Below are 26,785 nucleotides of genomic sequence, written 5' to 3'. Positions count from 1 at the left end.
CGGCGTTCCCAGCGCGAGGCCGTGCATCCGGGTTCGCGCCTGCCACGAACTACTCCGTAACGAGTGGAGCCCATCGGTGTCTCACTGGTGAAGGCGAATGAGAGGAGCCGCCCAGTGACGGGCGTCGGCACACGCATCACGCCAGCGGACATCGGCCCCACCGAGGGAGAAGTCCTGCTCGTGACCAGAGCGGTGGAGGGAGACGAGGAGGCGTTCGCCGTGCTCGTCGAGCGCCACACACCCATGCTGCTGGGCCTCGCGACCCGCTTGCTCGGCAGCCGTACCGAAGCGGAGGACGCCATGCAGGAGGCACTCATCAGCGCATGGCGCAGACTGCCCGACTTCCAGGGCCGCTCCGCCTTCGGGACCTGGCTCTACCGCATCGTCACCAACCGGTGCTTCAACGTACTGCGGGGCAGGACCGTCGCCGTGCCGCTGGAGACGGCGGGCGACGTACCGGCGGCCGAGCACGCGGTGTCGCCCGCGAGGATCGCCGAGGGACGGGACGCGGTCCGTGAACTGCGCGGGGCACTGGACCTCCTCTCCCCCGAGCAGCGGGCCTGCTGGGTCTTGCGAGAAGTGGACGGACAGTCCTATGAATTCATCGCGGAGGCGGTCGGCATCAGCCAGGAGGCCGTACGGGCCCGTGTATTCCGCGCACGACGATGTCTGACACAAGCAATGGGGGCCTGGCGATGAACGCACACGTCACTCCGCCCGCCGACGACCTCGGAGACGAGGACACCCGACTGCCCTGCGGGCAGCTGATCTCGGAGGTCTGGGACCGGTGGGAGCGGCAGGAGCACGACGCCCACCTGGCGGCCTGCGAGCACTGTCGCCACGAGGTGGAGGACCTGCAACGACTGGAGTCGGCCGTCCAAGGTCTCCGGGAGGAGACGGAACCGACGGGCGCGGACGTGGACGCGCTGACGCGCCGAGTGATGGACGTCGTCCGTCTCGAGCTGCGCCCGGGGCGGCCTCTGCCTCTCGGCGAGCCGGAGGAGAACCTCTCGATCATGGAGGCGGTGGCCGCCCGTACCCTCAGAGAGGCGGCCGAGACCGTTCCCGGAGTCCACGCCGGCTCCTGTCGGCTCGAACTCACCCCGCACGCACCCGAGATCGCGGTTCGGATCGAGGTGCACGCACCCGCGGACGGGATCCTGCCCGAGATCGCCGAGCGGATCCGATCTGCGGTCCGGACGGCGGCGACGGCCGAGCTCGGCATGTCGGTCTCACCGGTGGACGTGCTGATCAGCGACCTTGTCCGTCCCACCGACGACCAGGAAGGCCGGTAGCCGTGACCGCTCCCCAACCCCTCACGCGCGCCGCGCTCGCGGAGGACATCGCCCGCACGGCCAGAGACGTGCCAGGGGTGGCGTTCCTCAGACCGGGCCTTGCGGGGCTGCTGCGGGCCGGGCGATCCGCCACCTCAGGGGCGACGGCCGTCACCTCGTCCTCGGCAGGAGTCCGACTTCGCGGCGGAGCCGGTGCCTCGCCCTTGGAGGTGGAGGTCCGGCTGGTGGCCATGCGGTCGAGGCGCACCGTGGAGGTCGCGCGGGCCACCCGCTCGGCGGTCGAGGCACGGCTCGCCGCGCTGCTGCCGGAACAGTCGGTCGAAGCCACGCGGGTGAGTGTCACCGTCACGGGACTCGTATGACCTGCCCCGCCGCACTCCCGGCCACGGTTCGTGGCCTGCCACCGGACCTCGCGCTCCCGGCGGCAGGCCGTACCGACGTCAGAAGTGAGGTGCGGGCATCGTCAGGATGAGGTGAAGGGCGACGGTCCACACGCCGACGGCCGCAGCGGTCAGACGCAGCCTGCGCTTGCGCTCGGGCGAGACGGGATCGAACCCGCCACCCACGGGCAGGGCCTCAAGGTCCACAGCGCGTCGTGTGATGCGTTGCGCCGGTACCGGTACCGGCGCGCTGCGCACCCCTGGCTGTGCGGGTCTGCGGGATGTGTCAGCACGGGCAGGCCGCAAGGGGGCTCGTACGGCAGACCGGGGAGATGGCGCGAAGGGGCCGCTCTCCCCGGATGCAAGCCCCGAGGCGAGCCCGCCCAGAAAGGCTGCGTAGGCGGCGCGACGCTTCCCGGTGGGAGACGTTCGTCCCGATTCCCAGGACCGCACGGTTGCGGCGGTCACACCGAAGGCATCGGCGACCTGACGCTCGGACAGCTGCCATGCCAGACGCAGAGCAGCCCTGTCGGCGGGGGAGGGGAGAGCGGGCTTCGCGGACCGGATCCGAGGCCTCGGCGGGCGTTCCTGGATGTGCGTGTGAGTCGTCATGACCTTACGACAGAACCGATCTGACGATGTGATGAAGAATCAGAAACAATGCCCCGTATGTCGTAATCGTGGGAGTCCTTTATGGAGATGAAACTGGCGCTACGGCATCGTCCCCGGCCGCTGAGGCGTCATCGGGGCCTTTGTCGGCAAGGGCCGCCGGTCGGGCCGACCGAGTTCGGCTGCGCATTACACGGAGAGCCATCGGCTGTCCGTGGTCCCGAACGCTTGTCCGGTACAGCGATTAGTCTTCCCGCCATGGCATTGCGACCTGAAGAGTTCTACGACCACGCCCTCTCCGCCGCCGATGCGGAACAGCGTCTTCCCCTGGCCCGTATGACGGGGTGGAGCATCAGCCCGTTCGAGGCGGAGGGGCTGCGTGTCTCGCCCCTGCGCCCACCTGTGGTGCCCGAGCCCCCGCGACATGGAGAAGAGCCATCGGACTGCGACTCGTGCCGCGACCGGGAGGACGGCCTTTGGTTCAACGACCGCTGGCGGCTCACTCGGATCAAGGGAGTCGGCGTCCCTCTCGTCCTCATGCTGCATCCGCTGGACCACTACGACATGGCCGACCTGCCGGACGAACTGGCGGCCGAACTCGGGGTCCTCTCCGCCCACATAGTCCGTCATGTGCAGGCCCTGCCCCACATCTCCCGCGCGCACGTCTACCGCATCGGGGACGGGGGAGCGCATCTCCACATCTGGTTCTTCGCCCGGCCCGAGGGCCAGACCCAGTTGTACGGATCGTGGATGCCGGTCTGGGACGACCTGCTTCCCGAGTACCCGGCCGATGTAGCGGACGCGGACGCGGCGACCGTGGCCGATGCGCTGGTCGCCTCGATCGGCGGACGTCTCGGGGCTGCCGAGGAGGCGGCGCAGCCCGCCTGACCACCGGCGGAAGCCGCTGCGCGGCGGCTGTAAGGAACGCCGTGCGCCGGTCCGGCGGGGGAGTCCCGCCGAACCGGCCCCGGTCGCCCGTCACCTCAGCAGGCGGAGACCCACAGGTGGGAGCCGACCCGGTCGTTGACGAGCTCGCCCTGGCCGTGGCCGGGGCTGAAGAACCTCAGACCCGACGCGGCGAGGTCGGGGAGGGAGTGCCCCTGGTGCAGGCAGACCCAGGAGCCGTTCCAGTCGGTGTCACGGTAGAGCTTCACGTCCTCGGCGACGCCGGGGTAGCCGTTGTTCCAGACGTCCGAGATCTTGTCCCGGCAGCCGGCCCAGTTGGCGTTCGCGCTGTTCCAACGGCAGTGGACGCCGCCCGCGTGGGGGTGCTCCCAGGCGTAGAGGAAGCCGTCCGGGGCGGCGGCCGCCGCCGGGGCGACGGCGGCAGGAGCCGAGACGGCCGCGGATGCGGCGACCACGGGAGCGGCGGTGGCGGCCTTGGCCGTCGCGCCGCCGGCGTCGGCGACCGGGGCGGTCAGCAGGGTGAGGGCTCCGACGGTGAGCGCCGTCGAGAGGGCACGGGTGATGCGCATGGTGGTTCTCCTTCGTGTCTGGGGGGATCTCGGTCGCGGGAGTGGACGGAGATGGGTTCGATGGTGTGACGGGGTTGAGGAACCGAATGGGTCGATGGGTCGATGGATCGATGGGTGGACGGGGGGCGATGGCCGGGCCGTCGTTCGTGCCGGGGCCAGCCGGCCGTCGACTGCCTCGGGCAGTCGACGGAGCTGAGGGGCAGGTGTCTCAGGCCTGCGGGCCTGCGTCGAGAATCCGGCGGGCGCGGGGCAGCGCGGCGGCTCTCAACCGGTCCCACGTCTCGACGTCCGCCCGGTACTCCTCGGCCAGGAGCCGGCCGTGGTGGGAATCGAGACGCCGGGCCGTGGCGGACAGGCCGGACTGTCCGGCGCACCGGACCTCCGTGAGGGCGAGGCCGATCTCCCGGTCGTGCCGCAGAGGGTGAGCGGGGGCGAGAGCGGCGGCACGGGCGGCCGCCGGTGTGGGAAACGCGTGCCCGGCACGCCCCATGCATCGCTGCCACACGCCGAGGTCCTTCGTATAGGCGGCGTCGGCGACGACCCGGCTGCGGAGGATCTGTTCCAGCGTGTTCACGCGGGTCGAGGACCGGAACCAGGCGCCGAGATCTCCGTAGAGCCGATGCTGCGCCTCCGCGACGCAGCCGCGATCGCTGCGGCGTAGGGTGCCACCTCCAGGGAGCCGTACGGTCAGCCCGGTGGGTGACGGGCCGTTCGCGGCGACGAGGGCCGCCGACTTGCGGTGGGCCGGCAGCGCGGAGAAGTAGGCGTGGTTCGGATCGCTCTTCGCCAGGGCCGCCTGCCGGCGGCGCAGCTCGGAACCGTAGCCGTGCTCCCGGGCCCAGGCGGCATTGTCGACGACGTACGGGAAGAGCGTGGACTCCGACTCGTCCGCGAGGTGGAACGGACGGTACGTGAATCCGTGGCGTCCCATGCAGTCGCGCAGCAGCCGCTGCTCGGCGTCGTGAAGCAGACGGTCGTCCGCGGTGTTGCTCGATGCCCCGATGGGGCGGAGCGGGGGCGGTCGTTCGCCCGGCGCGGGGCCGCCGGAGCCCGACATCACGGCGGCGGAGAGGGCGATCGCGGTGGCTGTGACTGCTGCGGCGGAGACAAGGAGGGATCGGCGGTGGGCACGGCTGGTCCGGGTCATGAGGGATCTCCGGTGGAGAAGGCAAGGGCGTTGAGGAGAGGATGCGGTGACTGTCCGTCGGGGCGGCTGCCGAGATACGGCGAGCGGCGCATGCGGCGCTGCGGTCGCGGGGCGCACCGGTCGTCGGGCACGGAGGAGGAGTGCGTCCGGTCGTCGTGCTGCCGTCGAGCGGTGCGGCGGCCGGACAACCGAAGTCTGTGACGGTGGTCGAGCGGGCCGCAAGCGTGTCCCGGCTGCTTCGGCCAAGTCGGGATCAGGACAGCGCTGACCTGCGGGGACGTTCTTGTCCCGGGACACGGGGCGGCCGGGACGGGCGCGCGGCGGAGGGGGCGGACGCCTGATGCCGACGCGCGGAGCTGCCAGGGGCGGGAAGGCCCGTGCTCACGGTCAGACTCCGTGCACAACAGCAGGGGCGAAGGAGACGGGGAACCCGATCAGGCTCCCGACGCGGGGGGCCGATCGTGCCGGTGGCCACGCAACGTGTCGGCCACCGTGTCGTTCTCGTGGTGTGCCCCGGTGTCCACGGTGTCGCCGGAGGTGCGTCGTCAACGGCGTCGGCCGCGAGTGCGCGGCGACCGGAGGAGAAGGAGTCGATCCGTGCACGACCGGATCAACCGAGGAGACGGCCTGCTCCGCGGTCGGGGCGATGAGCGAAGGGATCCGGGGGACGCGCGCGTCCGTGCGGACGGAGTGGCCGAGGGGGTGCCCTACGGAGTGCCGGCCTCGTCCGGAGAAGCAGTCGCGAGCCCCCGACGACCGCTGGGACTGAGCCGCCGGTGGCACGCCCTCCCCCGCCGGGGCTTCGCCGTATCGACGGCGGCGCTCAGCATGGCCGTATGCCTCGCCGCGTCCGCGACCGGAACCACCGCAGCACAGAGGCCCGGAGCCAGCGCCGCGCAGAAGCCCGGAACCGCCGCAGCACAGGCGACCGGAACCACCACAGCGCAGAAGCCTGAAACCGCCGCAGCACAGGCGCCCGGGACCAGCACCGCGCAGAAGCCCGGAGCCATCGCAGCGCAGTTCCCCCGAGCCACCCTGCCGGAGATGTACGGGGCCGACGAGCCGCCGCCGCGGTCTCTCCGAGCTGCCGCGATGCCCCCGCGTACCTCCCGTTTCGCCGCCGTGCCCCGCGGCGCGGCCCGATCGGGTACGACGACGGCCACGCCCACCCGAGCCGATGCGACGTCCACGGCGTCCCGCGCCGACCCCGCCCGGGCCGCGCAGCACCACCCGCGCAACCTGACCCCGATCACCCCCGTCCTGGACCGGGAGTTCGCCGACCCGGACGTCGTGGTGGTCGACGGCGTCTACCACGCCTACGCGACCAACGTCGCAGGGCGGAACGTCCAGCACGCCACCTCCACCGACCTCGTCCACTGGACGATCGACGAGAACGACGTCCTGCCGGTCGTGGGCGCCTGGGTCAGGCCCGACCCGCCGCACGACGTCTGGGCGCCGGAGGTCTTCGACAACGGCGACGGCTTCACCCTCCAGTACACGGCGCGCGACCGCGCCGGCGGACGCCAGTGCATCGGTGCCGCCGTGGCGCCTTCCCCCGAGGGACCGTTCCGGCCGGTCGGCGGGTCATCCCTCGTCTGTCCGACGGAGGCGGGCGGTGCCATCGACGCGTCCAGCTACACCGAGAACGGCACCCGCCACCTGCTCTGGAAGAGCGACGGGAACTGCTGCGGACTGGACACGTGGCTCCACATCCAGCCCGTCTCCTGGGACGGCACCCGCGTCACAGGAGAAGCGGTCCGGCTCCTGAAGCAGGACCGCGACTGGGAGGGCGGTCTCGTCGAGGCGCCCACGCTCGTCAAGCGGGACGGCCGCTACGTCCTCCTGTACTCGGCAGGCGACTACCGCACCGGCGACTACGCGACGGGGTGGGCCGTCTCCGACACCCTCGCCGGCCCCTACGTGAAGGGGAACGAGCCGCTCCTCACCACCCGGTCGTTCGCGGGGGCGATCGGCGGACCGGGCGGCCAGGACGTCGTGACCGGCCCCGACGGCCGGGGCCGGATCCTCTTCCACGGGCGGGGCGCCGACCCGTCACGACGTGCGCTGTACGTGGCGGACATCGGCTTCGCCGACGGCCGCCCGGTCGTCCGGGGCAGCAGGACGTCGTACGAGGCGGAGCTCGCGCGCGTGCACCGGGCCGCGGTCCGCGACGCGAAGGACGCCTGGGGCGGCCGGGCCGTCGGGCACATCGACGAACCCGACAGCTTCGTGGAGTTCCGGGTGTACGCGGCCTCCTCGGGCACCCACGCCCTCACGATCCGCTACGGCAACGGTTCGCTGGACGCGGCGGGTGCGCCCGCCGCCGCCACGCACACCCTGACGGTCGGGGGAGTGGACGCGGGCGTGGTCCACTACCCGTACACGGGCTGGGACGCGTGGCAGCAGCGTGAGGTCCCGGTCGAACTGCGCGAGGGGTGGAACACGATTCGCCTCTCGAAGGGCGACCGGCACACGGAACTGGACGCCGTAGAGGTGGCGTGAACCCCGCGCTCCTGCCGCCAATCCTCTTCTCTCAAGCCCACCTCTGGCGCACGGTCCGGTCGCAGGTCAGCACCTGCAGGCCCGCCGGGCTGTCGTCCAGGCAGCGCCGGGACGCGGTGCTGCGCACCTCGAAGGAGGCGTCGCTCCCGGCGCTGACGGTCCACCGCTGGGTGGCGGCCGGCCCGCACGGCCCGGTGCGCAGGCCGTCGGCGCCGTGGTCGAGGCACTTGCCGGTCGCGTGGTTCCGCAGCTGCGCACCGCCGTCCGCCGCGGTCCGGACGGTCCAGCGCTGGTACGACATGCCGTTGCACGGGAAGGAGCGGGTGCCCTTGTCGAGACTGTCGTCGAGACACGCTCCCGTCGCCCGGTTGACGAAGATCCGGTCGTCTGCGCGGGCGGCGGACGAGCCGTGGCGGGCGGGCGGCAGGTCGTCGCCGGACGTCGGAGCGTCGGGCCGGAGGAGCACCGCGCTCCCGGCGCCCAGTGCCAGCCCGACGAGGGCTCCGACCAGCGCCCAGGCGGTGCGCCCCGGGCGGAGCGAGGAGAGCGGCCGACGGGCGGTCTCGGTGGAAGGCGTCTCCGCGGGGGCGCCGCCGGCCCCGGGCGGTGGCGGTGCCGCGTCGCGCTGACCGGCCCGGCCGCCGTCCTGGCCGGGCCGGCGCTGGCCGCGGTCCGCCGCTTCCCACAGGTGGCGGAACTCGGCGGGGTCCCCGTCCAGCGCTCGGCACAGGTCGTGCACGGTGGACCACGGAGGGACGGTGCTGCCGCAGAAGTACCGCGACAGGGACGAATCGCTGATGCGCACGCTCTCTTCGAGGGCGCGGAGCGTGCGTCCGGAACGACGCTGGAGGTCGCGCAGCGCCCTGCCCAGCGCCACGGCCGGTTCCACGTGGTCAGAGCGGTCCGCAGCCACGAGGACGTCCTTCTGTTCGGGGCCGCGCACGGGGATGAGGTCGACCGGGCACGCGGACGTGCACCAGGGTGTTGCGGCGGTTCAGACCGTAGGACCCGGCCGATCTTGGTGGCAACCGGATCCACTCTCCCGGCGGAGTACGACGTCGGCGGTTGACGTGCCACGGCGCGCAGACGACCGCGGGTGCAGAAACCCGTACGTGCAGAAGCCCCTACGTGCCCGGCTGTTCGTCCAGGGGTGACGGACGGGGACACGGTGGTGGACCGGAGGGCCTCCTGACGAGGCGTAGACGCCGTTCCCCCGCCCCGAGAGAGGCCACCGACACCGGCGGCCTACGGGCCGACCCGGCCGGTCAAGGGCGGAGCCCGATGTGCTTGAGGGCGACCGTGCTGAGGTCGGCGATGGCGTCCGGATCCCCCTGGCGCCAGGCGTCCGCCCATCCGCCCGGCGGAACCGGCAGCTTGGCCAACGCGCGCGGAGGACCCGTGAGAGCGCGCAGGGCGAGCAGATCGGCTCCGCCGGGCCCCTCGGCGAGGCGGCGCAAGGTGCTGCTGCGCCGGATCCACAGCAGGCGGGGCGGGAGCCAGAGCAGGAGCACGAAGAGGACGGGAAGGACGATGAGCGCCGCCGTGATCACATCGGCGACCTGGGTGACGGTCTCCTGGAGCGAGACGCCCGCGTCGGCGATGCCGGAACCGGCGTCGGCCGCGGCCTGGAGCGGCTTCTTCAGCACCCCGCCGATGAGGGGGACGTCCGACGCCGCGTCACCCGCGTTGCCGAGGTTCTCGGCGAGACTGTCGCCGGAACTCTCCACCTTCCGCCCCGGCTCGGCCAACAGCATGATCGTGTCGCGGACGGCGAGGGCTGCCCAGACCGCGGCGGCGATGAGGGCCACGGCGATCAGGTCCACGAGCACCTGGAGGTTCCGACGTGCGGGTGTCTGGGCGTAGAAGCGCAACGGATGACTCCCGTTCGATGCGTGGCGTCGAGGAGGCCCGGCCGCCCGGGCCGCGACGCGGCCGACCGGTCGTCGGATTCAACTCTTCCACGGCGCCCCACGCGCAAACCTGCGGCACATGAGTCACGCGGTGCGCGGGGGCGGCGGGGACGCCGTGAGGAAGCGGCCGCGGGGGCTCGGGCCGGCTCGGTGCGGGTGCCGTGGAGGGCGGGAGCACCCGTCGGGCCGGTAGCCTCCTCTGATGCCGCGTCACGTCGGGTGGCCGGGCTGCCGACGGAGGCAGACCTGTCTTCGACCACGGTGGTCTCCCCTGTTCCGACCTATTCCGGTTGCGGACGCCCAGGTCGGGTGCGGGAGGATGCGTCGATGAGCGTGGAGAACAGCATGGAAAGCAGTGTGGCCGAGGCCATGAAGCGGGAGTTGCAGTTGCTGAGTCCGGCCGGGCGGTCGTCCCGGGAACTGGCCGAGCAACTGCTCGATCCCGAGTTCGTGGAAGTCGGTGCGTCCGGGCGCAGATGGGATCGCCCGTCGATGATCGCGGCGCTGCCGGAGATGCAGGGGGCCGCCGACGAGGGCCCGCAGTACGTGCCCACCGAGATGACGGGCACGGTGCTGGGGCCGGGACTCGTGCACCTGACGTTCGAGACCGTGATCGACGGCAGGCGGGCCCGCAGGAGTTCGATCTGGCGGAAGCAGGACGAGGAGGCCGGGTGGCGCATGTACTACCACCAGGCCACGCCCGTACCGGACGCGTGAGCGGTCGGGGCCGCCGCGGGTCGACGGAGTCGCCGTCGGACGACAGGGGCAGCGCGCGGCTCCGAAGCCACACTCCCCGTCAGCTTGCGGAGGTGGGCATGCCCGGTTCTTCCCCTCGTCGCCGGAGCCTGATCGAGGCGGTCGCCTTGGTCGCGGCTGCGCCGGCGAGTCAGGTCGCCTGGCTGGAGAGGTACGCCGTGCCTCCCGACGAGATGGCTCTGGGCTTCGACGACGGGTTCCGCCTCGTCGTACGGCTCGTCGAGGACGAGGAGCTCAGCCCGGAGGCGGTGCCGCTGCTGCGGATGATCGACGAGGTCTTCTGCGAGATGACCGAGGACGCCACCCCCGTCGATCGGTGGACCATCGATGCCCTGTCTACGGACGCGGGGTGGGAACGCGCCCGGCGACTCGCGCGAGACGTCCTGGCCGTGGAGGGAGAGACGGACGCACAGCCGCCGGACGCCTCCATGGTGTGGTGAACGCGTCGCGCACGCACAGGGGAGCGGCCCTCCTCCTGAGGATCGACCCCCATTCGCTCTGCACGGCGGCGCGTGGTCGGGCGGGCCGGGCGGTCGGTGAGATCGGGGCGGGATGCGACAGGGCTGTCACAGGGTCTCAAGATCACTTGACCGGAGCCCGGCGCAGGGCGGGACAGTGGTCCGTCGATCACCCGAGCGGGCCGCCCGTGGCTCGCCGGCCGGGGAAGAGGATCGGAAAGGGGGAGTTCGCATGGCCGAGCGCTGTGTCGTTCTCGACATCGGGGGAGTCCTGGAGATCACGCCGGACACCGGCTGGGTGGCGGCGTGGGAAGAGCGGCTGGGGCTGTCCCACGGCGCCGTGCACGAGCGGATGCGTGACGTGTGGCAGGCCGGGAGCATCGGCACCATCGGCGAGGAGGACGTGAACGAGCAGGTGGCGGTCCGTCTCGGGCTCGACGCCCTCCGACGCGAGGCCTTCATGGCCGACCTCTGGGCGGAGTACCTGGGCACGCCGAACGACGTCCTCATCGACTACGTCAAGGGGCTGCGCGGGCGCTGCCGGCTGGGCATCCTGAGCAACAGCTTCGTCGGTGCCAGGGAGAGGGAGACGGAGCGCTACGGCTTCGACGACGTGGTGGAGCAGATCGTCTACTCCCACGAGATCGGCATCGAGAAGCCCGACCTGCGCGCCTTCGAAGCTGTCTGCGCCGCCTTGAGCGTGCGGCCGGAGGACTGCCTGTTCGTCGACGACGCCGCGGCCAACATCGCCGCCGCCCGGGCGGCGGGCATGCGGACGCACCTCTTCGAGGACAACGCCCGGACCATCGCGCGCATCGAAGCCCACCTGGAGGCCGGGTCCGCGGCGCCGCCCCGCGCCCTGCCCCTCACATGACACCGGGGACTCGACCGCTCCTCCCGTCGGACGTCTCCGGGGCGGCGAGCCCACGCGGGTGCCCTGTACCCGCCCCGCGCCCCTTAGGTTAGGCTGACCTTGCCTGACGTGCGGGCTCGGAGGTCTCCGGGACGCGGCGCGGCGGGTGGAGCCCAGCGGACGGATCGGGTAGAGGCAGGGTGCAGGTGAGAGACGGTGACCGGGCTTGTGCTCGTCGTGTGCCCGGTGAAGCGGTACGCCCCTCGTGGGTGACGGCGGACGCCGGTAGTGCGTCCGCGTCCGGGGCGAGGCGTCGTGGATAAGATCGCGCTCACGGCCGGAGCCCTCTACGTCATCGTGCTGCTGCGCGCCGGAGGCACCTTCGCCGTCGGATGGCTCGCCGGTGCCGGGGCCCGGCGCAGCAGGTTCGCCGACCGGCTCTCCTCGCCGAAGTTCAAGCGCGCCGAGCGCGCGATCCAGCGCTGGGGTGCGCCGGTCGTGGCCGTCTCCTTCCTCACGGTCGGCTTCCAGACCGCCGCCAACTTCATCGCGGGCACCCTGCGCATGCCGCTGCCGCGCTACCTCCCCGCCCTCTTCGTGGGCGGAGCGGCCTGGGCGCTGGTCTACGCGACCGTGGGCATCGGCATCGTGGAGATGCTGGGCAGGCTCTTCGCCGAGCAGACGGCTCTCGGGGTCTCCGTCGTCGCCGCCCTGCTCCTCGCCGTGTGCGGTGTGGTGGTGTACCGCCGCAAGCGGTCGGTCGCGGCCTCCGGCGAGACGCCGGCCGACGAGGCGTAGGCCTGTCCGGACTGCGGTGACTCGCCCATGCGGCGGTGACTCGTCCGCACGGCCGTGACTCGTCGGGACGGCTGTGACTCGTCGGGACGGCGGTGACTTGTCCGGACGGCCATGATTCGTCCATGCGGCGGTGACTCGTCCAGGCGGTCGTGATTCGTCCGGGCGGGGGTCACCGGGACCCGCCGGAGGATCGCCCCCAGGCAGACGACAGGCCGGGTAGCCCCGACGCGGCCGGGTGGTTGCCCGCCGGCCGCATCGGCGTGCCGGCCGCAGAGTGACGGCAGCCCCGGGTCACCCGGTCGCGGGCGACACCTCCATGTCGATGTCCACCGTGGCGTACTCGTTGACCACGTACGCGCTCGCACCCTCCCAGAGGCTCCGGTCCTTGCCCGTGCGGGCGTCGAGGATGACGCCGTCGGCATCGGCGGCGGCGTAGACGGCGCCGTGGAACGCGTTCTGGACGTCGGGCTTCTTCCGCGCGGGGTCGTCCTCGGAAATGGTCCACAGCACCTCGCGGCTCCGCGCGTCGATGCCGCGCGCGGTCTCCTCGGTGTCGCACACGATCACGGACCGCCGGTCGTCGAAGCACTCGATGAAGCTGCCGTCCGGCGCGCTGGGGACGAGAGCGCCCGTACGGCTGTCGCGCAGCGAGCCCGCGACGAAGAAGCCGCCTCCCACCTGCTGGACCTCCACGGCGGTCCCGCCCTCCTGCTCCCAGCGCGGTGAGCCGTCGGTGAGCGCCAGGCCCGTGAGGGCGAGATCCTCCTGCGGGGAGTGCCAGCCGTCGATGGCCTGGAAGGACGCCTCGTCGCCGAGCCGGGCACCGATGACGACGCCGCTGTCCACCGTGCCGCCCGCGAAGGCGTCCTTCTGCCAGATCACCCGGTGGCTCTTCAGGTCGACACCGTAGGTGGTGGCGCTCTCGCCCCGGTCACTGCCGGAACCGCTCGTGTCGGTGAGGACCCGCACGGCCGCCGTTCCGCCCTCGGCTCCGATCACGGCCGGCTCCAGATCGCCGACGGTCGCCCCCTTCGGCGCGGGAAGCCGGATCGTCCACGACACCTTGCCGCTGTCCGCGTCGACAGAGCGCAGGTAGACGTCGGTGCGGTCGCGCTCGGTGCCCGCGCCCTTCGTGTAGTCGGCGTACGCGAAGAGGACGCCCGTGTGCCCGTCCTGCCGGGCGAAGACCGGGGGAATGGTCTGGTCGTCGCTCGGCTGGCCCTCCTTGCCGGTGTACCAGTCCTCGCGGCCGAGAGGGGAGGCCCAGAGCTTCTGCCCGGAGTAGGTGTCGTACGCGTCGAGGGCCTCGGAGGTGCGGTGGTACAGCGTGGGCCCGAGGAGGGCGAACCCCCAGTCCTTGATGTCCTCGTCCACGGGCAGGGGGATCGCCTTCCCGAACCTCACCGGAGGATCGAACGCCTTCGCCTTCGACGCGGCCGGTGTCCCGGCGCCGGAGGACGCGCCCGGGGCCCCGGAGTCCGCGTCCGTCCCGGACGCGCCGCCGGAGCAACCGACCAGTCCGCCGAGCGCAGCCGCGATGGCCAGATGTATGACGTGCCGGTGCGTGGCTCGCACGGGGGATCTCCTCTTGTTCGATCAACTCCGCAGCAGCCTAGTGGGGTTGAGCTTGCGCCGCGTTCGCATATATCGCCCGGCGGCGGGAGGGCCGGCGCTCATAATCGAGTGCGGGCGTCCCGGTCCGGGTGATACAAGGTCTCCGTGTCTGAGCCTCTCTCCTTCCCGACCCTGCTGCGGATGATCGACGAACGGTCCGCGGCGTTCCGCGCCGCCGTCGCCGTCGCCGCGGCCCCCACCCTCGACGCTGACGTCCCGTCCTGCCCGGGCTGGACGCTGTACGACCTGGCGAACCACCTCAGCGAGGGGGACCGCTTCTGGGCCTTCATCGTCCGGAACACCTCGCCGGGGGACGAACGCCCGAGTAAGGACGGGCAGGCGGCGCCCAGGGACCGCGACGCCCTCATAGCCTGGCTGGCCGACTCGACGGAGCAGCTGCTCGCCGCTCTGCGCGAGGTCGGCCCGGACCGGGGCTGCTGGGCCTGGTGGGAGCCGCTGGCCTCGCCGCACACGGTGGCCGCCGTGGCCCGTCGCCGCGTCCCGGAGTCGCTGATTCACACCTACGACGCCCAGTTGGCCTCCGGCACGCCGCGGGAACTGCCGACGACCGAGGCGGTCGACGCCATCGACGAGTTCCTCGCCACCGTCTGCACCGGCACCGTCCCGTGGCCGGGCGAGCCCGCCACCATGGACTATCACGTGGCCGAGGCCGGCTGCTGGCGTCAGACGGTGGACGCCGCCGGCTCCCGCTTCACCCGCCTCACGGCGGCGGAGGCCGCCGAGAACAAGCCCACCGCCGCCGTCCACGGCACGGCGAGCGAGATGGCCCTGCTCATGTACATGCGCATCCCGGCCGGTTCGTTGCGGATGGAGGGCGACGCGGGCCTGCTCAAGCGGCTGCAGGACGGGGGCTGAGAACCCCTGAGGCGAGGCCCTGGCGGCCTCACTCGTTCTCGGCCCGTGGACCCGTCGCGTAGGCCAGCGGCGGTGCGATCGCCCGTACGTCGGCCTGCTCCGCCACCCACAGCCCGATGAAGAGCGCAGCGGTCGCCTCCAGCAGGCCGGCGCGGTCCAGCCCGCCGCCGGCCACCGGCTCGCAGCCCAGGTCCCGCACCAGCGTGCGTGCCAGCGCGAGCGCCGCCTCGTCGTCCCCGCAGATCGGAACGGCCAGCGGCTGACCGTCGAAGACCGGCGGAGTCATCCGCCACACGTCCTCGTGGCACAGGTTGAACGCCTTCACGACGCGCACGCCCGGCGCCGCCGCGGCCAGCCGGCGTGCGGCCGACGGCCCGTCTTCCGTCAGCAGCCGGAAGCCGGGCCCGACCGGGTTGGCGCAGTCGAGCAGGACCTTCCCCCGCAGCGTCGCCCGAAGGTCCCCGACGACGTCCGTCCCCGTGCCGTACGGCAGAGCGGCCAGCACCGCCTCGCCGAAGCCGGCCGCCGCCTCCAGGCTCCCGTGCCCCGCACCGCCCCCGATGCGCGCCGCGAGCCGCTGGGCCTTCCGTTCGTCGCGGCCCCCGACGAACACCTCGTGCCCGGCCCGTACCCACTGCGTGGCCAGTGCGTCCGCCATGTTCCCCGTGCCCAGTACGCCGATCCTCATCGATACGCCCCTCTCCGTAGGTGGTTCCACCGCGTTCGGGGCGACACTAGGAAACCCGTCAGGCACCATTCGGTACGTGACGACCGACGCCTTCCTCGCCGACTGCCGCGCCCGACTCGCCTTCGACCTCCTCTCCCACACCTGGAACGCCGTGCTGATCTGGAGCCTGCGGGACGGTCCCCGACGACCGGGCGAGTTGCGCGAGCGCATCGGCGGCATCAGCCCCAAGGTCCTGACCGAGACGCTGCGGCGGCTGGAGTTCAACGGGCTGGTCACACGGAACGCCTACGCCGAGGCGCCGCCCCGGGTCGAGTACGAACTCACCGCCCTGGGGCGCACGTTGCTCGCACCGATCGAGGCCTTCGGTGCGTGGGCCTTCGAGTACGGCGACGAGGTGATGGCCGCGCAGGAACGCATGGGCGGGTGAGTGCCCTGCGTGTGACTCGGCGCGATGCGGACCGGGTTGACGCGCCGGGTCAGAACGGGCGGACGTCTCGCCCCGTGCCCGTGCGGAACTCCGCCGCGTCCGTGGGACCGGCTCCCCACTCCGCGCGCGGCGCCGATGCGCCGGGAGGTGCGGGCAGGTCGAGGATCTCCGCGGCGAACCGTGCCGCGAGCCGGTGCCAGAGGCCGGCGCCGCGGAGCATCGTGTGCCGGCCGGTGGGCATGCGGACTCCGCGGACCCGGGCTCCCGCCTCCTCGGCCCGGCGGAGGTACGTCCAGGTACCGGCGGCCGACGTCATCGCGTCCGCCTCGTCGTGCAGCGCGATGACCGTGCGCCCGGCCAGGTGTGACACCGGCTCATCCGGCGGGCACCAGGGCGCGAGCGCCACGACGCCCCGCACGTGCCCACCGTCCGCCGCCCGCAGTGCGGCCCGTGCCCCCATGGAATGACCGAGCAGGACGACGGGGAGCGGGCCGACGACCTCCTCTGCTTCGGCGAGCGCCTGCCGGGCATCGCCGACGGGTTCGGCCCGTTCGCCGTTCCAGCCGCGCATCCGGAAGCGGACGGACCCGACGAGGACGTTCGCCGTCCGGGTGCTTCCGCGCAGCGCCCGGGCGAACGGCCTCATCCGGAGCCCGGCGAGGTTCAGCGCGGGCGGGGGAGCGAAGGAGTCGGCGCGCCCTCCGTGCAGGAGCAGGACCACTCCCGCCGCCCCGCCGTCCGTGCTCGCGACCGAACCTACCTGCGGTTCGGGCAGGTCGAGCGCGCGGTGGGGGACACCGCGTCGACGATCGCTCATTCGGGGCCTTCCGTCGGTCGGTCTGTTGGTCTGTTGGTCTGTAGGCCTGTAGGCCTGTTGGCCTGTTGGCCTGTTGGTCTGTTGGTCTGTTGGCCTGTAGGCCTGTCGGTCCGTCAGCCCGTCGGCCAATCGGTGGCCGCCACCTCCTCTCCCGCCGCTAGCCCATCCCCGGCCGCGAGCCTCGTGGCGGGAGCGGGAAGAACCCGCTGGTCCGCGCCGCGTACTCGGCGAACCCAGGACGGTCGGCCATGTGCTTCTCCAGGAGGCGCTTGCCGCTGCCGACCGTGAGGAGCAGGGTCATGAGCACCGGTGACACCAGGACCGCGAGGGCCGGCTGCCATGCGGTGCAGGCGAGCAGGTACAGGCCCCACCAGACGAGGGAGTCCCCGAAGTAGTTGGGGTGCCGGGTCCAGCCCCACAGGCCGCGGTCCATGATCTTCCCGCGGTTCGCCGGATCCCGCTTGAACCGGGCCAGTTGGAAGTCCCCGAGGGCCTCGAAGCCGAGCCCGAGCGCCCACACAGCGATCCCGCAGTAGTCGAGCACGCCGAGGGGGCCGGCACTGTAGGAGGCGCTCTGCACGGGCAGGGAGATCAGCCAGACGAGGGCGCCCTGCCCGAGGTAGACGTTCCGCAGCGCGTACAGGGTCCGGCTTCCGGAGGCCTTGTCGAGGAGGGCCGTGTACCGGGGGTCCTCGCCGTGCCCCCGGGACCGCCGGGCGATGTGTGCCGCGAGCCGCAGTCCCCAGACCATGGTCGCGGCGGCGACGAGGAGCCGCCGGCCGTCGTCGCCGTGGCCGTCGGAGAGCAGCCAGGTGACCACGGCGACGGCGCTGAACGCGATGCCCCAGGCGATGTCGACGATGCGGTGCAGCCCGCGGCGCACGGCGACGGCGAAGGTCACGAGCAGCACCGCCGCCGCGGCGGCCGCGGTGGCGCCCAGGTTGATGCCGAGGGCTCCCCAGTCGGTGATCATGAGGGCGTCACCGGGGCGTACCAGTCGGTGGGGGTGTGCGGCATGGCCGACGTGCCCTCGCGGGTGGGCCGCACGGCGAGGATCTGGTCGACCCCCATGCGCCGTTCGGAGAAGGCGATCGAGGCGCCGGCCAGGTACAGGCGCCACACCCGGCCGGTGGTCGGGCCGACCAGTTCCTCGACCTCGTTCCAGCGGCGTTCCAGATTGGCGCGCCAGGCGTCGATGGTGGTCGCGTAGTGCTCGCGGATCGATTCGACGGAGCGGGCCTCCAGTCCGGCCGCCTCCAGCACGTCCACCGTGCGTCCCACGGGACGCATGTGCATGTCGGGGGCGATGTACGTCTCGATGAACGCGCCTCCACCGGGTGCCTGGGCGCCCCGGGACATCTGCTGGATCAGGACCCGTCCCTCCGGTCGCAGCGCGTCGTGCAGCTTCGCGGCGAAGGCGGGGTACTCGGCGTCCCCGACGTGCTCGCCCATCTCGACGGCGGAGGCGGCGTCGTAGCCGCCGCCCTCGATGTGGCGCCAGTGCCGCAGCTGCACGTCGACGAGGTCGGCCACGCCCTCGCGGGCGGCGCGGTCGGTGACGAAGGCGTGCTGGGCGCGGGAGAGGGTGACCGCCGTGACCCGGGCCTTGTGCTCCTTGGCGGCGTGCAGGGTGAGCGACCCCCAGCCGCAGCCGACGTCGAGCAGCCGGTCCCCGGGGCCGAGGCCGAGCTTGCGGCAGATCAGCTCGACCTTGTCGCGCTGGGCGTCGGCCAGCGTGTACGCGGGGTCGTCGGGGCGGGTCCAGTAGGCGCAGGAGTACGCCATGGACTCGTCGAGGAGCAGCGCGTAGAAGTCGTTGGAGAGGTCGTAGTGATGGCTGATCGCGGCGCGGTCGCGCGAGGCGCTGTGCAGGCTGCCGGTCAGCCGTGCCCGTCCGTCGGGGCGCTGCGGGCGCGGCCCGGCCGCACCCAGCCGCAGGGCGAGCGCCGCGGACGAGGCCAGGGCGGCCGGCCCCGGGCGCGCGGCCCCGCGGTCGCGGACGGTCCGGCCCGCCACGGACAGGGCGGCGGCGAGGTCGCCGTCGACGTCGAGGTCCCCGCTGACGTACGCCTCGGCGAGGCCGAGCTCGCCCGGCTGCCACAGCACCCGTCGCAGGGCCTCGGGCGAGCGGAGCACGACGGTGGGTGCGTCCGGCGGGCCCGCCTGGCTGCCGTCCCAGGCGCGCAGGCGCACCGGGAGCGGGCCGGGGAGGAAGTGGCCGAGGAGTTCGGCGAGACGGTCGGCGGCGGGCCTCATGGACGGGTCCCTTCGGTGAGGAGCAGCTGGCGCACGTCGAGGTAGCGGGAGCGGAAGCCCGCCTCCGAGTAGGCGAGGTAGAACTCCCACATGCGCTGGAAGACGGTGTCCATGCCGAGTGCGCCGACGGTGGCGCGCTGGGCGGTGAATCGTTCCCGCCACAGCCGGAGGGTCTCCGCGTAGTGCGGGCCGTACCCGTCGTCGGCGACCGTCCGCAGACCGGCGGCGGCGGAGTGCTCGGCGATCGCCGTGCGGGAGGGGATGAGACCGCCGGGGAAGACGTACTTGCTGATCCAGGTGTGGGTGGCGGCGGTGTGGAGCATCTGCTGGTGGCCCATCGTGATGGCCTGCAGGGCGATCCGGCCGCCCGGGGCGAGTGCGCGCCGGAGGGCCGTGAAGTAGGAGGGCCAGTACTCCGAGCCGACCGCTTCGATCATCTCGACGCTGACGACCGCGTCGTAACGCCCTTCGACGTCCCGGTAGTCGCGCAGCTGGACGTCGACCCGGTCGGAGAGGCCGGCGGCCTCGACGCGCTCGCGGGCGAGGGCGGCCTGCTCGGTCGACAGGGTGAGGGTGGTGACCCGGGCGCCCCGGGCCGCGGCCCGCAGGGCCAGCTCCCCCCAGCCGGTGCCGATCTCCAGCAGTCGGGTGTCCTCTCCGACGCGGGCGAGGTCGAGCAGCCGGTCGATCTTGCGGTGCTGTGCGGCTTCGAGGGACTCGAACCGGGCGGGGAAGGCCGTGAACAGGGCGGCGGAGTAGGTGAGGGTGGGGTCGAGGAACGCCGTGAACAGGTCGTTGGACAGGTCGTAGTGGCGCTGGATGTTGTCGCGGGCCCCGGCCCGGGTGTTGCGGTCGGCGGAGGGGCGGGCCGACACCCACAGGCCGCGGAGCCTGCGCAGCGGGGCGGGCACCAGCTCGTCGACGTGCTCCGCGAGGAGGCTCAGCGCGCCGGGCAGATCGTCGCTGTCCCACTCGCCCGCCATGTAGGACTCGCCGAAGCCGATGAGGCCGTGCCGGGCGATGCGGCGGTGGAACGCCTCGGGGTCGTGCACGGTCATGACAGGTCCGGCGGACCCCGGCAGGCGGGTGGGGACGCCGGGGACGCGGTCGGGCCCGTACGTCCCGCCGCGCGTGGAGCCGCCCGCGGGCCGTGTCAGGTCGAGCCGGTTCAGGGCGCCGTCGACCAGGTACCTGGCCACGGCCGTGCGCAGCGGCCCCGACGAGGGCACACGGGCCACGTCCGGCCAGCGGACGGCGTCGACGTCCGCCCGGGAGACCGCGAGGGGGGAGGCTGCGGCGCCGGGGCCCGACGGCGGCTGCGGGGGAATCCCGACCGGGCGGCCGGCCGGCCGGGATCGGTCCGTGGACGTGAGGGCGGGACGGGTCACGGGGTCATGCCTTTCTGAGGAGTGGGCCGGGGACGTGGCTGTACGGGCAGACCGCGCAGCAGCAGGTGGATGCCGTGCCGGCGGATCCCGGCCCAGACGGCGGCGGTGGACCAGGGCCTGCGGGCGGCCGCGGACAGCAGGGCGCGGGTGCCCGCGGGCCTGCGGCGGCCGCGGACGACCGCGGTGAACGCCCGGCCGCCCTCCTGCTCCAGGTGGACGCTCAGGCTCAGCAGCGGGCCGGGCAGCGGGAGCCGCATCCGGTAGCGGCCCTCCACCGCGAAGAAGGGGGAGACGTAGAACGCCTTGTCCGCCTCCGCCTCGTCGGACGCGTCGGTCCGCAGCAGGTAGCAGTGACGCTGTCCGTAGGTGTTGTGGACCTCCGCGACGACGCACACCAGGGCGCCGGAGGAGTCGTGGCACCAGAAGACGCTGAGCGGGTTGAACACGAACCCGAACACCCGGGCGTGCGCCAGCATGACGACGCGCCCGCCGTCCAGGTCGACGCCCTGGGAGGCGAGGTACGCGTCGAGGCCGGCACGGATGTCGGGGGAGGTGCCGGAGAAGTGGTCGCGCGCGTCGAAGCGGGCGAGCGGGCGCAGCGGCGGGGGAAGGACCGGCAGCCGGTCGAGGTCCACGCACCACAGGTACGTGCGGTGCCGGAACGCGTGCTGCAGCGGTGTGCGGCGGACGTGCGTGATCACGCAGTCGTACAGGGCCGCGGTGTGTTCCCCGCCGAGCGGGACCGCGGGCCTGGCGCTCGCCTCCGTACGGGTCACCAGCTCACCCCCAGCGACCGGGCGGCCGCCACACCGGAACGGCAGCCGTCCTCGTGGAACCCCCAGCCGTGCCAGGCACCCGCGTACGCCGTCACGCCCGTGTTGAGCAGGGGCAGTTCCCGCTGCGCCGCGACCGACGCGGTGGTGTACACCGGGTGCTCGTACACCATCCGCTCGACCACGCGGTCCGCGGCGATGCCCTCGTCGCCGCCCAGGGTGACGACGTAGCCGGAACCCGTGGGGAGGCGCTGGAGTCGTTCCATGTCGTAGCTGACGCGGACGGCCTCCGCCGACGGCGAGCAGTCGCTCATGCGGTAGTTCCAGCTGGCGCGGGCGCGCGGCGAGTGCGGCAGGAGGGAGGTGTCGCGGTGCAGGACGGTGCTGTTGCGCGAGTACGCGAAGGACCCCAGAAGACGCCGCTCGTCCGGGGTGGGGTCCGCGAGCAGGCGCAGCGCCTGGTCGGGGTGGGTGGCGACGACCACGGCGTCGTACGTCTCGGACGCGCCGTCGCGGGTGGTGACCAGCGCCCCGCGCCCGGTGCGGCGGACGCTCTCGACCGGGCTGTCGGTCCGGACGCGCTGGATGTGCTTCGAGACGGCCGCCACGTACGCCGACGAGCCGCCGGTGACGGTCTTCCACTGCGGGGAGCCGGTGACGGACAGCAGGCCGTGGTGCTCCAGGAACCTGAAGAGGTAGGCCGCGGGATACGCCAGGGCCGTGCGCGCCGGACAGGACCACACGGCCGCGACCAGAGGCAGGGCGAAGTGGCTGACGAAGTACGGGGAGAACCGGCCCTCGCGGAGGAACTCCCCGAAGGTGACGCCCGCGTGAGGCCTGCGGGCCAGCAGCCGGCGGGCGGCCCGGTGGAACACGGGGACCTCCGCCAGGAGGCGCAGGTAGCGGCCCCGCAGCGCGGCCCGGGAGGCGAAAAGACCTGCCGGACCCCGGGCGCCCGCGTACTCCAGGCCGCAGCCGTCGCAGTGCACCGACATGCTCATCTCGGAGTCCTGGGTGCGGATTCCCAGCTCCCGGAAGAGGCGGAGCAGGTGGGGGTAGGTGCGCTCGTTGTGGACGATGAACCCCGAGTCCACGGAGACGGCCCGTCCCCCGGGGCCCGTCAGCTCGTGGGTGTGCGCGTGCCCGCCCAGCCGGCCGTCCGCCTCGTACAGGGTCACCCGGCACGAGGCCGTCAGCACGTAGGCGGCGGTCAGGCCCGCAACCCCCGCACCGATCACCGCCACTTCGCGGTCTTCCATCACAAGCGCTCCCACCACTCGACATGCCGCCCGACTGCTGCGACTCACCTGTCATTCGCAGCAGGTCGGCGTTTGGATGCGTCGGAGTACGGAAGTTGATGAAAGCCGTCGCAGGCCGGGGGAGGGGCCGCTCCGACGCCCGGGCGGAGATCGGTACATGTCGGGCGGGCATTCTCCGCATCCGGGTCGAAGCCGGGTGATCGTGGCGCAGGCCGACCGCGCGTCGTCAGGAGCCGGGCGCTACCAGGTCAGGACTGCGATGACCTGCTTCCCGCGTTCCGAGGGGCTGACGAAGAGGTCCGCCCCCAGTCCGCGGATTATCTTCAGGCCGCGCCCGCCCGGCCCGATCCGCCGCATGCTGCCCCGGCGCCCGGACAGATCCGTCGACCCGTCGCTGACGGCCACCCCTGCCCGTCCCCGCTCCAGGCTGAAGGTGAGCGCGTATGGGCCGGCGGCGTGCAGGACCGCGTTGGTGACCAGTTCCGAGACGATCAGTTCGAGGTCCTCGGCGACCTCGCGGGGGCAGAGGCCCGCCTCCAGGGCCAGGAGCCGTGCGGCCGTCCGGCGGGCCTGGCGGGCTGCCTGCGCATCGGCGGAGAGCGGGACGTGCGCGGTGGCCCGGCACTCGCTGGACGCGGTGGCGGATTTCATGGTCGTTCCTCGCGTGGGCGACCCCTGCGGCCGACGGCCGGGCACGGGGACTCCGCGAGTCGGGCGTTCCCGAACGCTCCGAGGCCGGCTGGGCGTCGTGGGTGTCGGCTGGTTCCGGTGGCCGAGCGGCCGGTGGCCGAGGGAGGAGAGGTGGCTCGGGGCGGACCCGCGCCCGCATCCCCTCGTCCGGCGCGTACGTCTCACATGAGGTATTCGGCGCGGAGGGCCGGGCGGGTTGCGTCCAGGGAGCGGAATCTCGGCGGATCGGCCGCACGTTTCACGGCCCCGCCCCGCCCCGCGTCACCCTCCCCGCATCAGGCGGCCCGGTCCGCCCGGCGGCGAGGTGCGGTCGAGGGCGGGCGTGGCCTCTCCCGCGGCCGCCCGTCTTGCCTGGCCTATCGATATTCGATAGGTTCCCATCGTAAGTCGATGTAAGGGTGGGTCATGGGAAATCTCGCAGTGCGCGCGTTGCGCGCCGTGCTCGGGGTCGTGCTCGTCGGCACGGGGCTCGTGCAGGTGTTGATGGTGTGGATGATGGTCAGCGGGAACGATCCGGAGGACGGGTCGCTGCCCCTGACCCCGATGAGGATCATCGTGCTCCTGGGAATGGTCGCCGCGCAGGTCGCCCTCGTGTGCGTGTGGCGACTGGTGGCGATGGTGCGACGCGGGACGGTGTTCTCCCACGCGGCCTTCCGGTACGTGGACGGGGTCATCGGCGCGATCGTGGCGGCGGCCCTCCTGTGGTTCGCGGTCACGGCCGTCAACGCCCCGGGCCAGCGCGAGGACCCCGGCGTCACCGTGATCATGGCCGGGATCGGCGTGGCGATCCTCGGCGTCGCCCTCATCGTGCTGGTGCTGAGGATGCTGCTCGCCCAGGCCGTCGAGCGCGACGGCGAGGCCACCCGGATGCGGGCCGAACTGGACGAGGTCATCTGATGCCGATCGTCGTCGACATCGACGTGATGCTGGCCAGGCGGAAGATGTCCGTGGGCGAGCTCGCCGGGCGGGTGGGCATCACCCCCGCCAACCTGGCGGTCCTCAAGAACGGCCGCGCCAAGGCCGTGCGCTTCGCGACCCTCGCCGCGCTCTGCGAGGTCCTGGAGTGCCAGCCGGGAGACCTGCTGCGCTGGGAGGCGGAGGAGGCCCGGGAGGGAGACGAGCCCCTGGAGGCCGAAGGAGCCGCGGCGGCCGCGGACGGCTGACGGGCCGACGGCGATACCGCCGTCTCCCTCCTGCGGCCGGGCGGACGGGGATACGCTCGCACCGTGACCGACCTCTGGGAACCCACGGCGGCGGGCGTCCTGCGACTCCCCTCCGGCCGACTCGTCCGCGGCCGGGGGCTGCGCCGACCGCTTCCGCCGGGTCCGCGGCCCGCCTTCGCGCTCTATCTGCTCGGGCACAGACCGCCGGACGTCGCCTGGGAGAGCCGCTGGCTCCGCTGGCCCGACTTCCGGCTGCCCTCCGACCGGGCCGCGACCGTCGAAGCCCTCCGCGAGGCGTGGGAGCGCGCCGAGGGCGAGCGCGTCGAGATCGCCTGCGCGGGCGGCCGGGGCCGCACGGGCACGGCACTCGCATGCCTGGCCGTCCTCGACGGCGTGCCCGGCGGCGAGGCCGTCGCCTACGTCCGGGAGCACTACGCCCCGCGGGCCGTGGAGACGCCCTGGCAGCGCCGTTACGTCGCACGCTTCCCGTGACGGCGCCGGACCGCCCGGCCAGGCGAGACGCACGGCGCCTGCGCGACACGCGGCGTCACGGGGCGGCGGTGCCGGCGGAGGCGGCGGGGTGCGGCGGCGAACCGGAGGACGGCGGTGAGGTGCTCGACCCGTACGCGTACGCCTACCTCGCCGGTGGCGGGCTGCGGGTCGCGGAAAGCGCGGTCCTCGCGCTCATCGAGCGGGGGACGGTGTCCATGGCCGCCGCCCGCGTGCGCGTCGTCGGCGAGATGCTGCCCGAGCACCCGGTGGAACGGGCCGTACTGGACGCCTGCCCACGGAGCAAGCCGGTGGACGAGGTGATCGAGCGGGTCGCCGACTCCGGTGTGGTGGACGAACTCGCCCGCGGTCTGGTCCTCTTGGGCCTGGCGGGCCGAAGGCGGCGGAAGGCCAACCGGACCGGACGGCGCAGGCTCGCGGAGGCGACCGCCGCGGGACACGTGCCGCCCTACGTCCTGCACGCGCACGCCGTACGCGCCCCGGAGCCACCGCCCGACGCGGGAACCGGTGCCGGTCCAGGCGCCGACGACGGCCTGGGGCGGGCCCTCATCCGCATGGGCAAAGCCCTCGACGACGACCGAGGCCACGGCACGGAGGGCGGCGGTTTCGCCGGAGGCGGTGGCGGCGGGGGAGGCGACTGAGCACGACCCGCGCCCCGACCCGGATTCCGGCGGGGCGTCGCGCCGGGCTTCGGCCGGATGCCTGGCTAGGCCGGCGAATCACGCCGGTCAGTCGCTCCACTCCTTGAGGACCGCGGCGACCTGCCGGACGTCGATCAGGCTCTCGGCCACCTGCTCCACGAGGTCGATGATCTCGTCGGAGGTGGCGCTGACCGGTTGTCCGCAGGCGTGCAGATAGGCCGCGGCGACGACCACGCCGTACAGCTCGTTGGAGTGTTCCAGCGCCGGGACGCGGACGAACTGCTCCAGGAGCGCGGCCGCGCGGTGGTGGGGCTGGTCGTAGACGGGGATGTCCATCACGCGGAAGGCATGGCGCGCGCGGGCGGCTTCGAGGGCTCCCCAGTCGGAGATCTCCGGGTCGCCGGGGATCTCCTGCTGGGCGATGTCGAGCAGCCAGGAGAGGTCGATCTGCAGAATCACGCGAGGCCCGGGATCAGGCGGCGTCGCTGCCGCGGCCGGCGGGCCGGCCGTAGCGCTTGGCGAACGCCTGGCCGTGCTGGCCGACGAAGGAGCGGGCGCCCTCGATGAAGCGGGTGCGGGTGAGGTCGGCGTCCAGCACCCGGCCCACGTAGTCCTCGGCGGGTACGTGCTTCTCGGCTGCGGCGCGCTCGAGTGCCTCGTAGGCCTCGTCGCTGATCTCGATGCGGATTTCCCGTGCCATGCGTCCACGGTAGCGGCTCGGTGTCGCCCGCGGCAGGGGAAGGGTGCGACGGAGACGACGGGCGCGGCCGGGGCCCCTCGCTCCGGCGCGGGACGCGTTCCTACCCGCCGTCGAGCGGCGGTCCGATCACGCGGGCGCCGACCCGGTCGGCGATCCACTCCACCCGGTCCTCGTGGTCCTCGGAACGGAGGTAGAGCGTGTGGTCGGAGGAGGGATCCTCGGCGAGCTCGACATGGCGGTGGTGGAAGCTGATCTGCACGGCGGCGTACTTCCACTCCTCGCCGTGGCGCAGCTCCGGGATGGCCGGCCATCCGAAGGCGTCCCAGGTGAGCTGGAAGTGCGGGCAGAACTCCAGCACCGTACGGGCGATCCGGACCGCTTCCGGAGCGGGCACCTCCAGCGCGAGGTGGTAGTCGTCCTCCGCCAGCGGACGGTCCCCGGGCTCGGCGGCGTCGGCGCGGACATGCGAGGTGGTCGAGACGTCCGGGACGGCGGCCAGGAGCTGCCGGAGCTGTGCACGCCCGGGCACCCGTACCCACAGCTCGGCCCTGGGGCCCGATCCCTCGGTCAGGGACAGCAGCTTCTCGGCGAGCGCGAAGTGGGCGTCGAGGTCGTCCGTCGTCAGCAGGGGGTAGGCGGTGGAGTGTCCCATGGCCGAGATTCTGCCCCAGTCGGTGGCCGGAAGGCGTGGCCGCTGGAGCGGGGCCCCGCCGGAGCTCTGGACCTCGTCGCGTACGGCCGTCCCGTGCGCCGTGGAGTGCGTCGTCCCGCACGCCATCCCGTTACGGAACGGACCCACC

32 protein-coding genes and 1 pseudogene are annotated in these 26,785 nt (G+C 73.0%); 15 read left to right on the top strand and 18 right to left on the bottom strand.

The features are described from left to right. The first annotated feature begins 174 nt into the window (after nt 1–174). Genes ACY0MR_RS01665 through ACY0MR_RS01655 form a run of 3 tightly spaced genes read left to right on the top strand, consistent with a single transcriptional unit; the run spans nt 175 to nt 1,657 of the window. Nucleotides 175–699 (top strand): RNA polymerase sigma factor, encoded by a 525-nt coding sequence (locus ACY0MR_RS01665; RefSeq protein ID WP_388801206.1) that lies wholly within the window; start codon nt 175–177, stop codon nt 697–699. After that, nucleotides 696–1,295 carry an Asp23/Gls24 family envelope stress response protein gene (locus ACY0MR_RS01660; protein ID WP_473558536.1) on the top strand — a complete coding sequence of 200 codons (600 nt, stop codon included), beginning with the start codon at nt 696–698 and terminating at the stop codon, nt 1,293–1,295. The genes ACY0MR_RS01665 and ACY0MR_RS01660 overlap by 4 nt, the downstream gene beginning before the upstream one ends. A 2-nt stretch (nt 1,296–1,297) precedes the next feature. Continuing rightward, complete coding sequence (locus tag ACY0MR_RS01655; RefSeq protein ID WP_473558534.1) at nt 1,298–1,657, top strand: hypothetical protein; 360 nt, start codon at nt 1,298–1,300, stop codon at nt 1,655–1,657. Nucleotides 1,658–1,735: 78 nt separating this feature from the next. Here the strand turns inward: ACY0MR_RS01655 and ACY0MR_RS01650 are convergent, their stop codons facing one another. Continuing rightward, nucleotides 1,736–1,882: a hypothetical protein gene (locus tag ACY0MR_RS01650; RefSeq protein ID WP_361848471.1), complete on the bottom strand. Its 147-nt coding sequence runs from the start codon at nt 1,880–1,882 to the stop codon at nt 1,736–1,738. Nucleotides 1,883–2,068: 186 nt separating this feature from the next. Beyond that, nucleotides 2,069–2,287: pseudogene (locus tag ACY0MR_RS01645) on the bottom strand (helix-turn-helix domain-containing protein); the annotation flags it as partial. Nucleotides 2,288–2,821: 534 nt separating this feature from the next. On the opposite strand from ACY0MR_RS01645, the gene ACY0MR_RS01640 reads away from it, so the two are divergent. Further along, nucleotides 2,822–3,172, top strand: coding sequence for a hypothetical protein (locus tag ACY0MR_RS01640; protein ID WP_388800244.1), 351 nt, complete (start codon nt 2,822–2,824; stop codon nt 3,170–3,172). Nucleotides 3,173–3,267: 95 nt separating this feature from the next. Here ACY0MR_RS01640 and ACY0MR_RS01635 read toward each other — a convergent pair whose 3' ends face one another. Next, nucleotides 3,268–3,759, bottom strand: a complete 492-nt coding sequence (locus ACY0MR_RS01635; protein WP_473558531.1) for a peptidase inhibitor family I36 protein — start codon at nt 3,757–3,759, stop codon at nt 3,268–3,270. Nucleotides 3,760–3,967: 208 nt separating this feature from the next. Next, entirely contained in the window at nt 3,968–4,906 is a 939-nt protein-coding gene (locus ACY0MR_RS01630) for a hypothetical protein (RefSeq protein ID WP_473558529.1), read from the bottom strand. Nucleotides 4,907–5,998: 1,092 nt separating this feature from the next. On the opposite strand from ACY0MR_RS01630, the gene ACY0MR_RS01625 reads away from it, so the two are divergent. Continuing rightward, the gene (locus tag ACY0MR_RS01625) at nt 5,999–7,408 is read left to right on the top strand and encodes a family 43 glycosylhydrolase (RefSeq protein ID WP_473558527.1); all 1,410 of its coding nucleotides are present in this window, start codon (nt 5,999–6,001) and stop codon (nt 7,406–7,408) included. Nucleotides 7,409–7,439: 31 nt separating this feature from the next. Here the strand turns inward: ACY0MR_RS01625 and ACY0MR_RS01620 are convergent, their stop codons facing one another. Together ACY0MR_RS01620 and ACY0MR_RS01615 are read right to left on the bottom strand one after the other, a co-directional pair. Next, nucleotides 7,440–8,321 (bottom strand): helix-turn-helix domain-containing protein, encoded by an 882-nt coding sequence (locus tag ACY0MR_RS01620; RefSeq protein WP_473558524.1) that lies wholly within the window; start codon nt 8,319–8,321, stop codon nt 7,440–7,442. 352 nt (nt 8,322–8,673) lie between these two features. Further along, the gene (locus ACY0MR_RS01615) at nt 8,674–9,279 is read right to left on the bottom strand and encodes a hypothetical protein (RefSeq protein WP_473558522.1); all 606 of its coding nucleotides are present in this window, start codon (nt 9,277–9,279) and stop codon (nt 8,674–8,676) included. Nucleotides 9,280–9,663: 384 nt separating this feature from the next. On the opposite strand from ACY0MR_RS01615, the gene ACY0MR_RS01610 reads away from it, so the two are divergent. From ACY0MR_RS01610 to ACY0MR_RS01595, 4 genes are all read left to right on the top strand, one after another. Next, nucleotides 9,664–10,035 (top strand): nuclear transport factor 2 family protein, encoded by a 372-nt coding sequence (locus ACY0MR_RS01610; protein ID WP_473558519.1) that lies wholly within the window; start codon nt 9,664–9,666, stop codon nt 10,033–10,035. Between the two features lie 98 nt (nt 10,036–10,133). Continuing rightward, entirely contained in the window at nt 10,134–10,514 is a 381-nt protein-coding gene (locus ACY0MR_RS01605; protein WP_473558517.1) for a hypothetical protein, read from the top strand. A gap of 250 nt (nt 10,515–10,764) precedes the next feature. Continuing rightward, nucleotides 10,765–11,406, top strand: a complete 642-nt coding sequence (locus ACY0MR_RS01600; protein WP_473558514.1) for an HAD-IA family hydrolase — start codon at nt 10,765–10,767, stop codon at nt 11,404–11,406. A gap of 294 nt (nt 11,407–11,700) precedes the next feature. After that, nucleotides 11,701–12,183 carry a DedA family protein gene (locus tag ACY0MR_RS01595; protein WP_388800272.1) on the top strand — a complete coding sequence of 161 codons (483 nt, stop codon included), beginning with the start codon at nt 11,701–11,703 and terminating at the stop codon, nt 12,181–12,183. A gap of 291 nt (nt 12,184–12,474) precedes the next feature. On the opposite strand, the gene ACY0MR_RS01590 is transcribed toward ACY0MR_RS01595, so the two are convergent. Continuing rightward, on the bottom strand, nt 12,475–13,758 hold the full coding sequence (locus ACY0MR_RS01590; protein WP_473558511.1) for a PQQ-binding-like beta-propeller repeat protein: 1,284 nt from the start codon (nt 13,756–13,758) through the stop codon (nt 12,475–12,477). Between the two features lie 144 nt (nt 13,759–13,902). Between ACY0MR_RS01590 and ACY0MR_RS01585 the strand changes: the two genes are divergently transcribed. Continuing rightward, nucleotides 13,903–14,673 (top strand): maleylpyruvate isomerase family mycothiol-dependent enzyme, encoded by a 771-nt coding sequence (locus tag ACY0MR_RS01585; protein WP_473558508.1) that lies wholly within the window; start codon nt 13,903–13,905, stop codon nt 14,671–14,673. Nucleotides 14,674–14,701: 28 nt separating this feature from the next. On the opposite strand, the gene ACY0MR_RS01580 is transcribed toward ACY0MR_RS01585, so the two are convergent. Beyond that, a complete protein-coding gene (locus ACY0MR_RS01580; RefSeq protein WP_388800281.1) occupies nt 14,702–15,361 on the bottom strand; it encodes an NADPH-dependent F420 reductase in 660 nt (219 codons plus the stop codon). A gap of 76 nt (nt 15,362–15,437) precedes the next feature. On the opposite strand from ACY0MR_RS01580, the gene ACY0MR_RS01575 reads away from it, so the two are divergent. Further along, nucleotides 15,438–15,788, top strand: coding sequence for a winged helix-turn-helix transcriptional regulator (locus ACY0MR_RS01575; protein WP_388800284.1), 351 nt, complete (start codon nt 15,438–15,440; stop codon nt 15,786–15,788). Nucleotides 15,789–15,837: 49 nt separating this feature from the next. Here the strand turns inward: ACY0MR_RS01575 and ACY0MR_RS01570 are convergent, their stop codons facing one another. The 7 genes from ACY0MR_RS01570 to ACY0MR_RS01540 all read right to left on the bottom strand — a co-directional run bounded on the left by ACY0MR_RS01570 (nt 15,838) and on the right by ACY0MR_RS01540 (nt 22,932). Continuing rightward, the gene (locus ACY0MR_RS01570; RefSeq protein ID WP_473558505.1) at nt 15,838–16,605 is read right to left on the bottom strand and encodes an alpha/beta hydrolase; all 768 of its coding nucleotides are present in this window, start codon (nt 16,603–16,605) and stop codon (nt 15,838–15,840) included. Nucleotides 16,606–16,762: 157 nt separating this feature from the next. Beyond that, nucleotides 16,763–17,578 carry a DUF1295 domain-containing protein gene (locus ACY0MR_RS01565; RefSeq protein WP_388800287.1) on the bottom strand — a complete coding sequence of 272 codons (816 nt, stop codon included), beginning with the start codon at nt 17,576–17,578 and terminating at the stop codon, nt 16,763–16,765. Next, nucleotides 17,575–18,861, bottom strand: a complete 1,287-nt coding sequence (locus ACY0MR_RS01560) for a class I SAM-dependent methyltransferase (protein ID WP_473558502.1) — start codon at nt 18,859–18,861, stop codon at nt 17,575–17,577. Before ACY0MR_RS01560 ends, ACY0MR_RS01565 begins: the two co-directional genes overlap by 4 nt. Further along, nucleotides 18,858–20,249: a class I SAM-dependent methyltransferase gene (locus ACY0MR_RS01555; RefSeq protein WP_473558500.1), complete on the bottom strand. Its 1,392-nt coding sequence runs from the start codon at nt 20,247–20,249 to the stop codon at nt 18,858–18,860. Before ACY0MR_RS01555 ends, ACY0MR_RS01560 begins: the two co-directional genes overlap by 4 nt. Further along, nucleotides 20,246–21,025, bottom strand: a complete 780-nt coding sequence (locus ACY0MR_RS01550) for a DUF1365 domain-containing protein (RefSeq protein ID WP_404080959.1) — start codon at nt 21,023–21,025, stop codon at nt 20,246–20,248. The genes ACY0MR_RS01555 and ACY0MR_RS01550 overlap by 4 nt, the downstream gene beginning before the upstream one ends. Next, nucleotides 21,022–22,281 (bottom strand): NAD(P)/FAD-dependent oxidoreductase, encoded by a 1,260-nt coding sequence (locus tag ACY0MR_RS01545; RefSeq protein WP_473558498.1) that lies wholly within the window; start codon nt 22,279–22,281, stop codon nt 21,022–21,024. Before ACY0MR_RS01545 ends, ACY0MR_RS01550 begins: the two co-directional genes overlap by 4 nt. 240 nt (nt 22,282–22,521) lie before the next feature. After that, nucleotides 22,522–22,932, bottom strand: coding sequence for an ATP-binding protein (locus ACY0MR_RS01540; protein ID WP_451061220.1), 411 nt, complete (start codon nt 22,930–22,932; stop codon nt 22,522–22,524). Between the two features lie 444 nt (nt 22,933–23,376). Here ACY0MR_RS01540 and ACY0MR_RS01535 point away from each other — a divergent pair, with 444 nt between their 5' ends. From ACY0MR_RS01535 to ACY0MR_RS01520, 4 genes are all read left to right on the top strand, one after another. After that, nucleotides 23,377–23,868, top strand: a complete 492-nt coding sequence (locus tag ACY0MR_RS01535; RefSeq protein WP_473558495.1) for a DUF2975 domain-containing protein — start codon at nt 23,377–23,379, stop codon at nt 23,866–23,868. Then, nucleotides 23,868–24,134 carry a helix-turn-helix domain-containing protein gene (locus tag ACY0MR_RS01530; RefSeq protein ID WP_404080954.1) on the top strand — a complete coding sequence of 89 codons (267 nt, stop codon included), beginning with the start codon at nt 23,868–23,870 and terminating at the stop codon, nt 24,132–24,134. Before ACY0MR_RS01535 ends, ACY0MR_RS01530 begins: the two co-directional genes overlap by 1 nt. A gap of 63 nt (nt 24,135–24,197) precedes the next feature. Next, nucleotides 24,198–24,626 (top strand): protein-tyrosine phosphatase family protein, encoded by a 429-nt coding sequence (locus ACY0MR_RS01525; protein ID WP_404080951.1) that lies wholly within the window; start codon nt 24,198–24,200, stop codon nt 24,624–24,626. 68 nt (nt 24,627–24,694) lie between these two features. Then, nucleotides 24,695–25,285: a TIGR04222 domain-containing membrane protein gene (locus ACY0MR_RS01520; protein WP_473558492.1), complete on the top strand. Its 591-nt coding sequence runs from the start codon at nt 24,695–24,697 to the stop codon at nt 25,283–25,285. A gap of 87 nt (nt 25,286–25,372) precedes the next feature. Here the strand turns inward: ACY0MR_RS01520 and ACY0MR_RS01515 are convergent, their stop codons facing one another. From ACY0MR_RS01515 to ACY0MR_RS01505, 3 genes are all read right to left on the bottom strand, one after another. After that, nucleotides 25,373–25,744, bottom strand: a complete 372-nt coding sequence (locus ACY0MR_RS01515) for a fic family toxin-antitoxin system, toxin component (protein ID WP_361855070.1) — start codon at nt 25,742–25,744, stop codon at nt 25,373–25,375. Between the two features lie 13 nt (nt 25,745–25,757). Further along, entirely contained in the window at nt 25,758–25,985 is a 228-nt protein-coding gene (locus tag ACY0MR_RS01510; RefSeq protein ID WP_388800317.1) for a hypothetical protein, read from the bottom strand. Nucleotides 25,986–26,085: 100 nt separating this feature from the next. Beyond that, on the bottom strand, nt 26,086–26,637 hold the full coding sequence (locus ACY0MR_RS01505) for a hypothetical protein (protein ID WP_473558489.1): 552 nt from the start codon (nt 26,635–26,637) through the stop codon (nt 26,086–26,088). Between the last annotated feature and the right edge of the window lie 148 nt (nt 26,638–26,785).

The sequence above is a fragment of the Streptomyces sp. JN8 genome (assembly GCF_055808075.1).
Note: the sequence above shows the minus strand (reverse complement) of the source record. Positions and strands in the feature narration are given on the sequence as shown.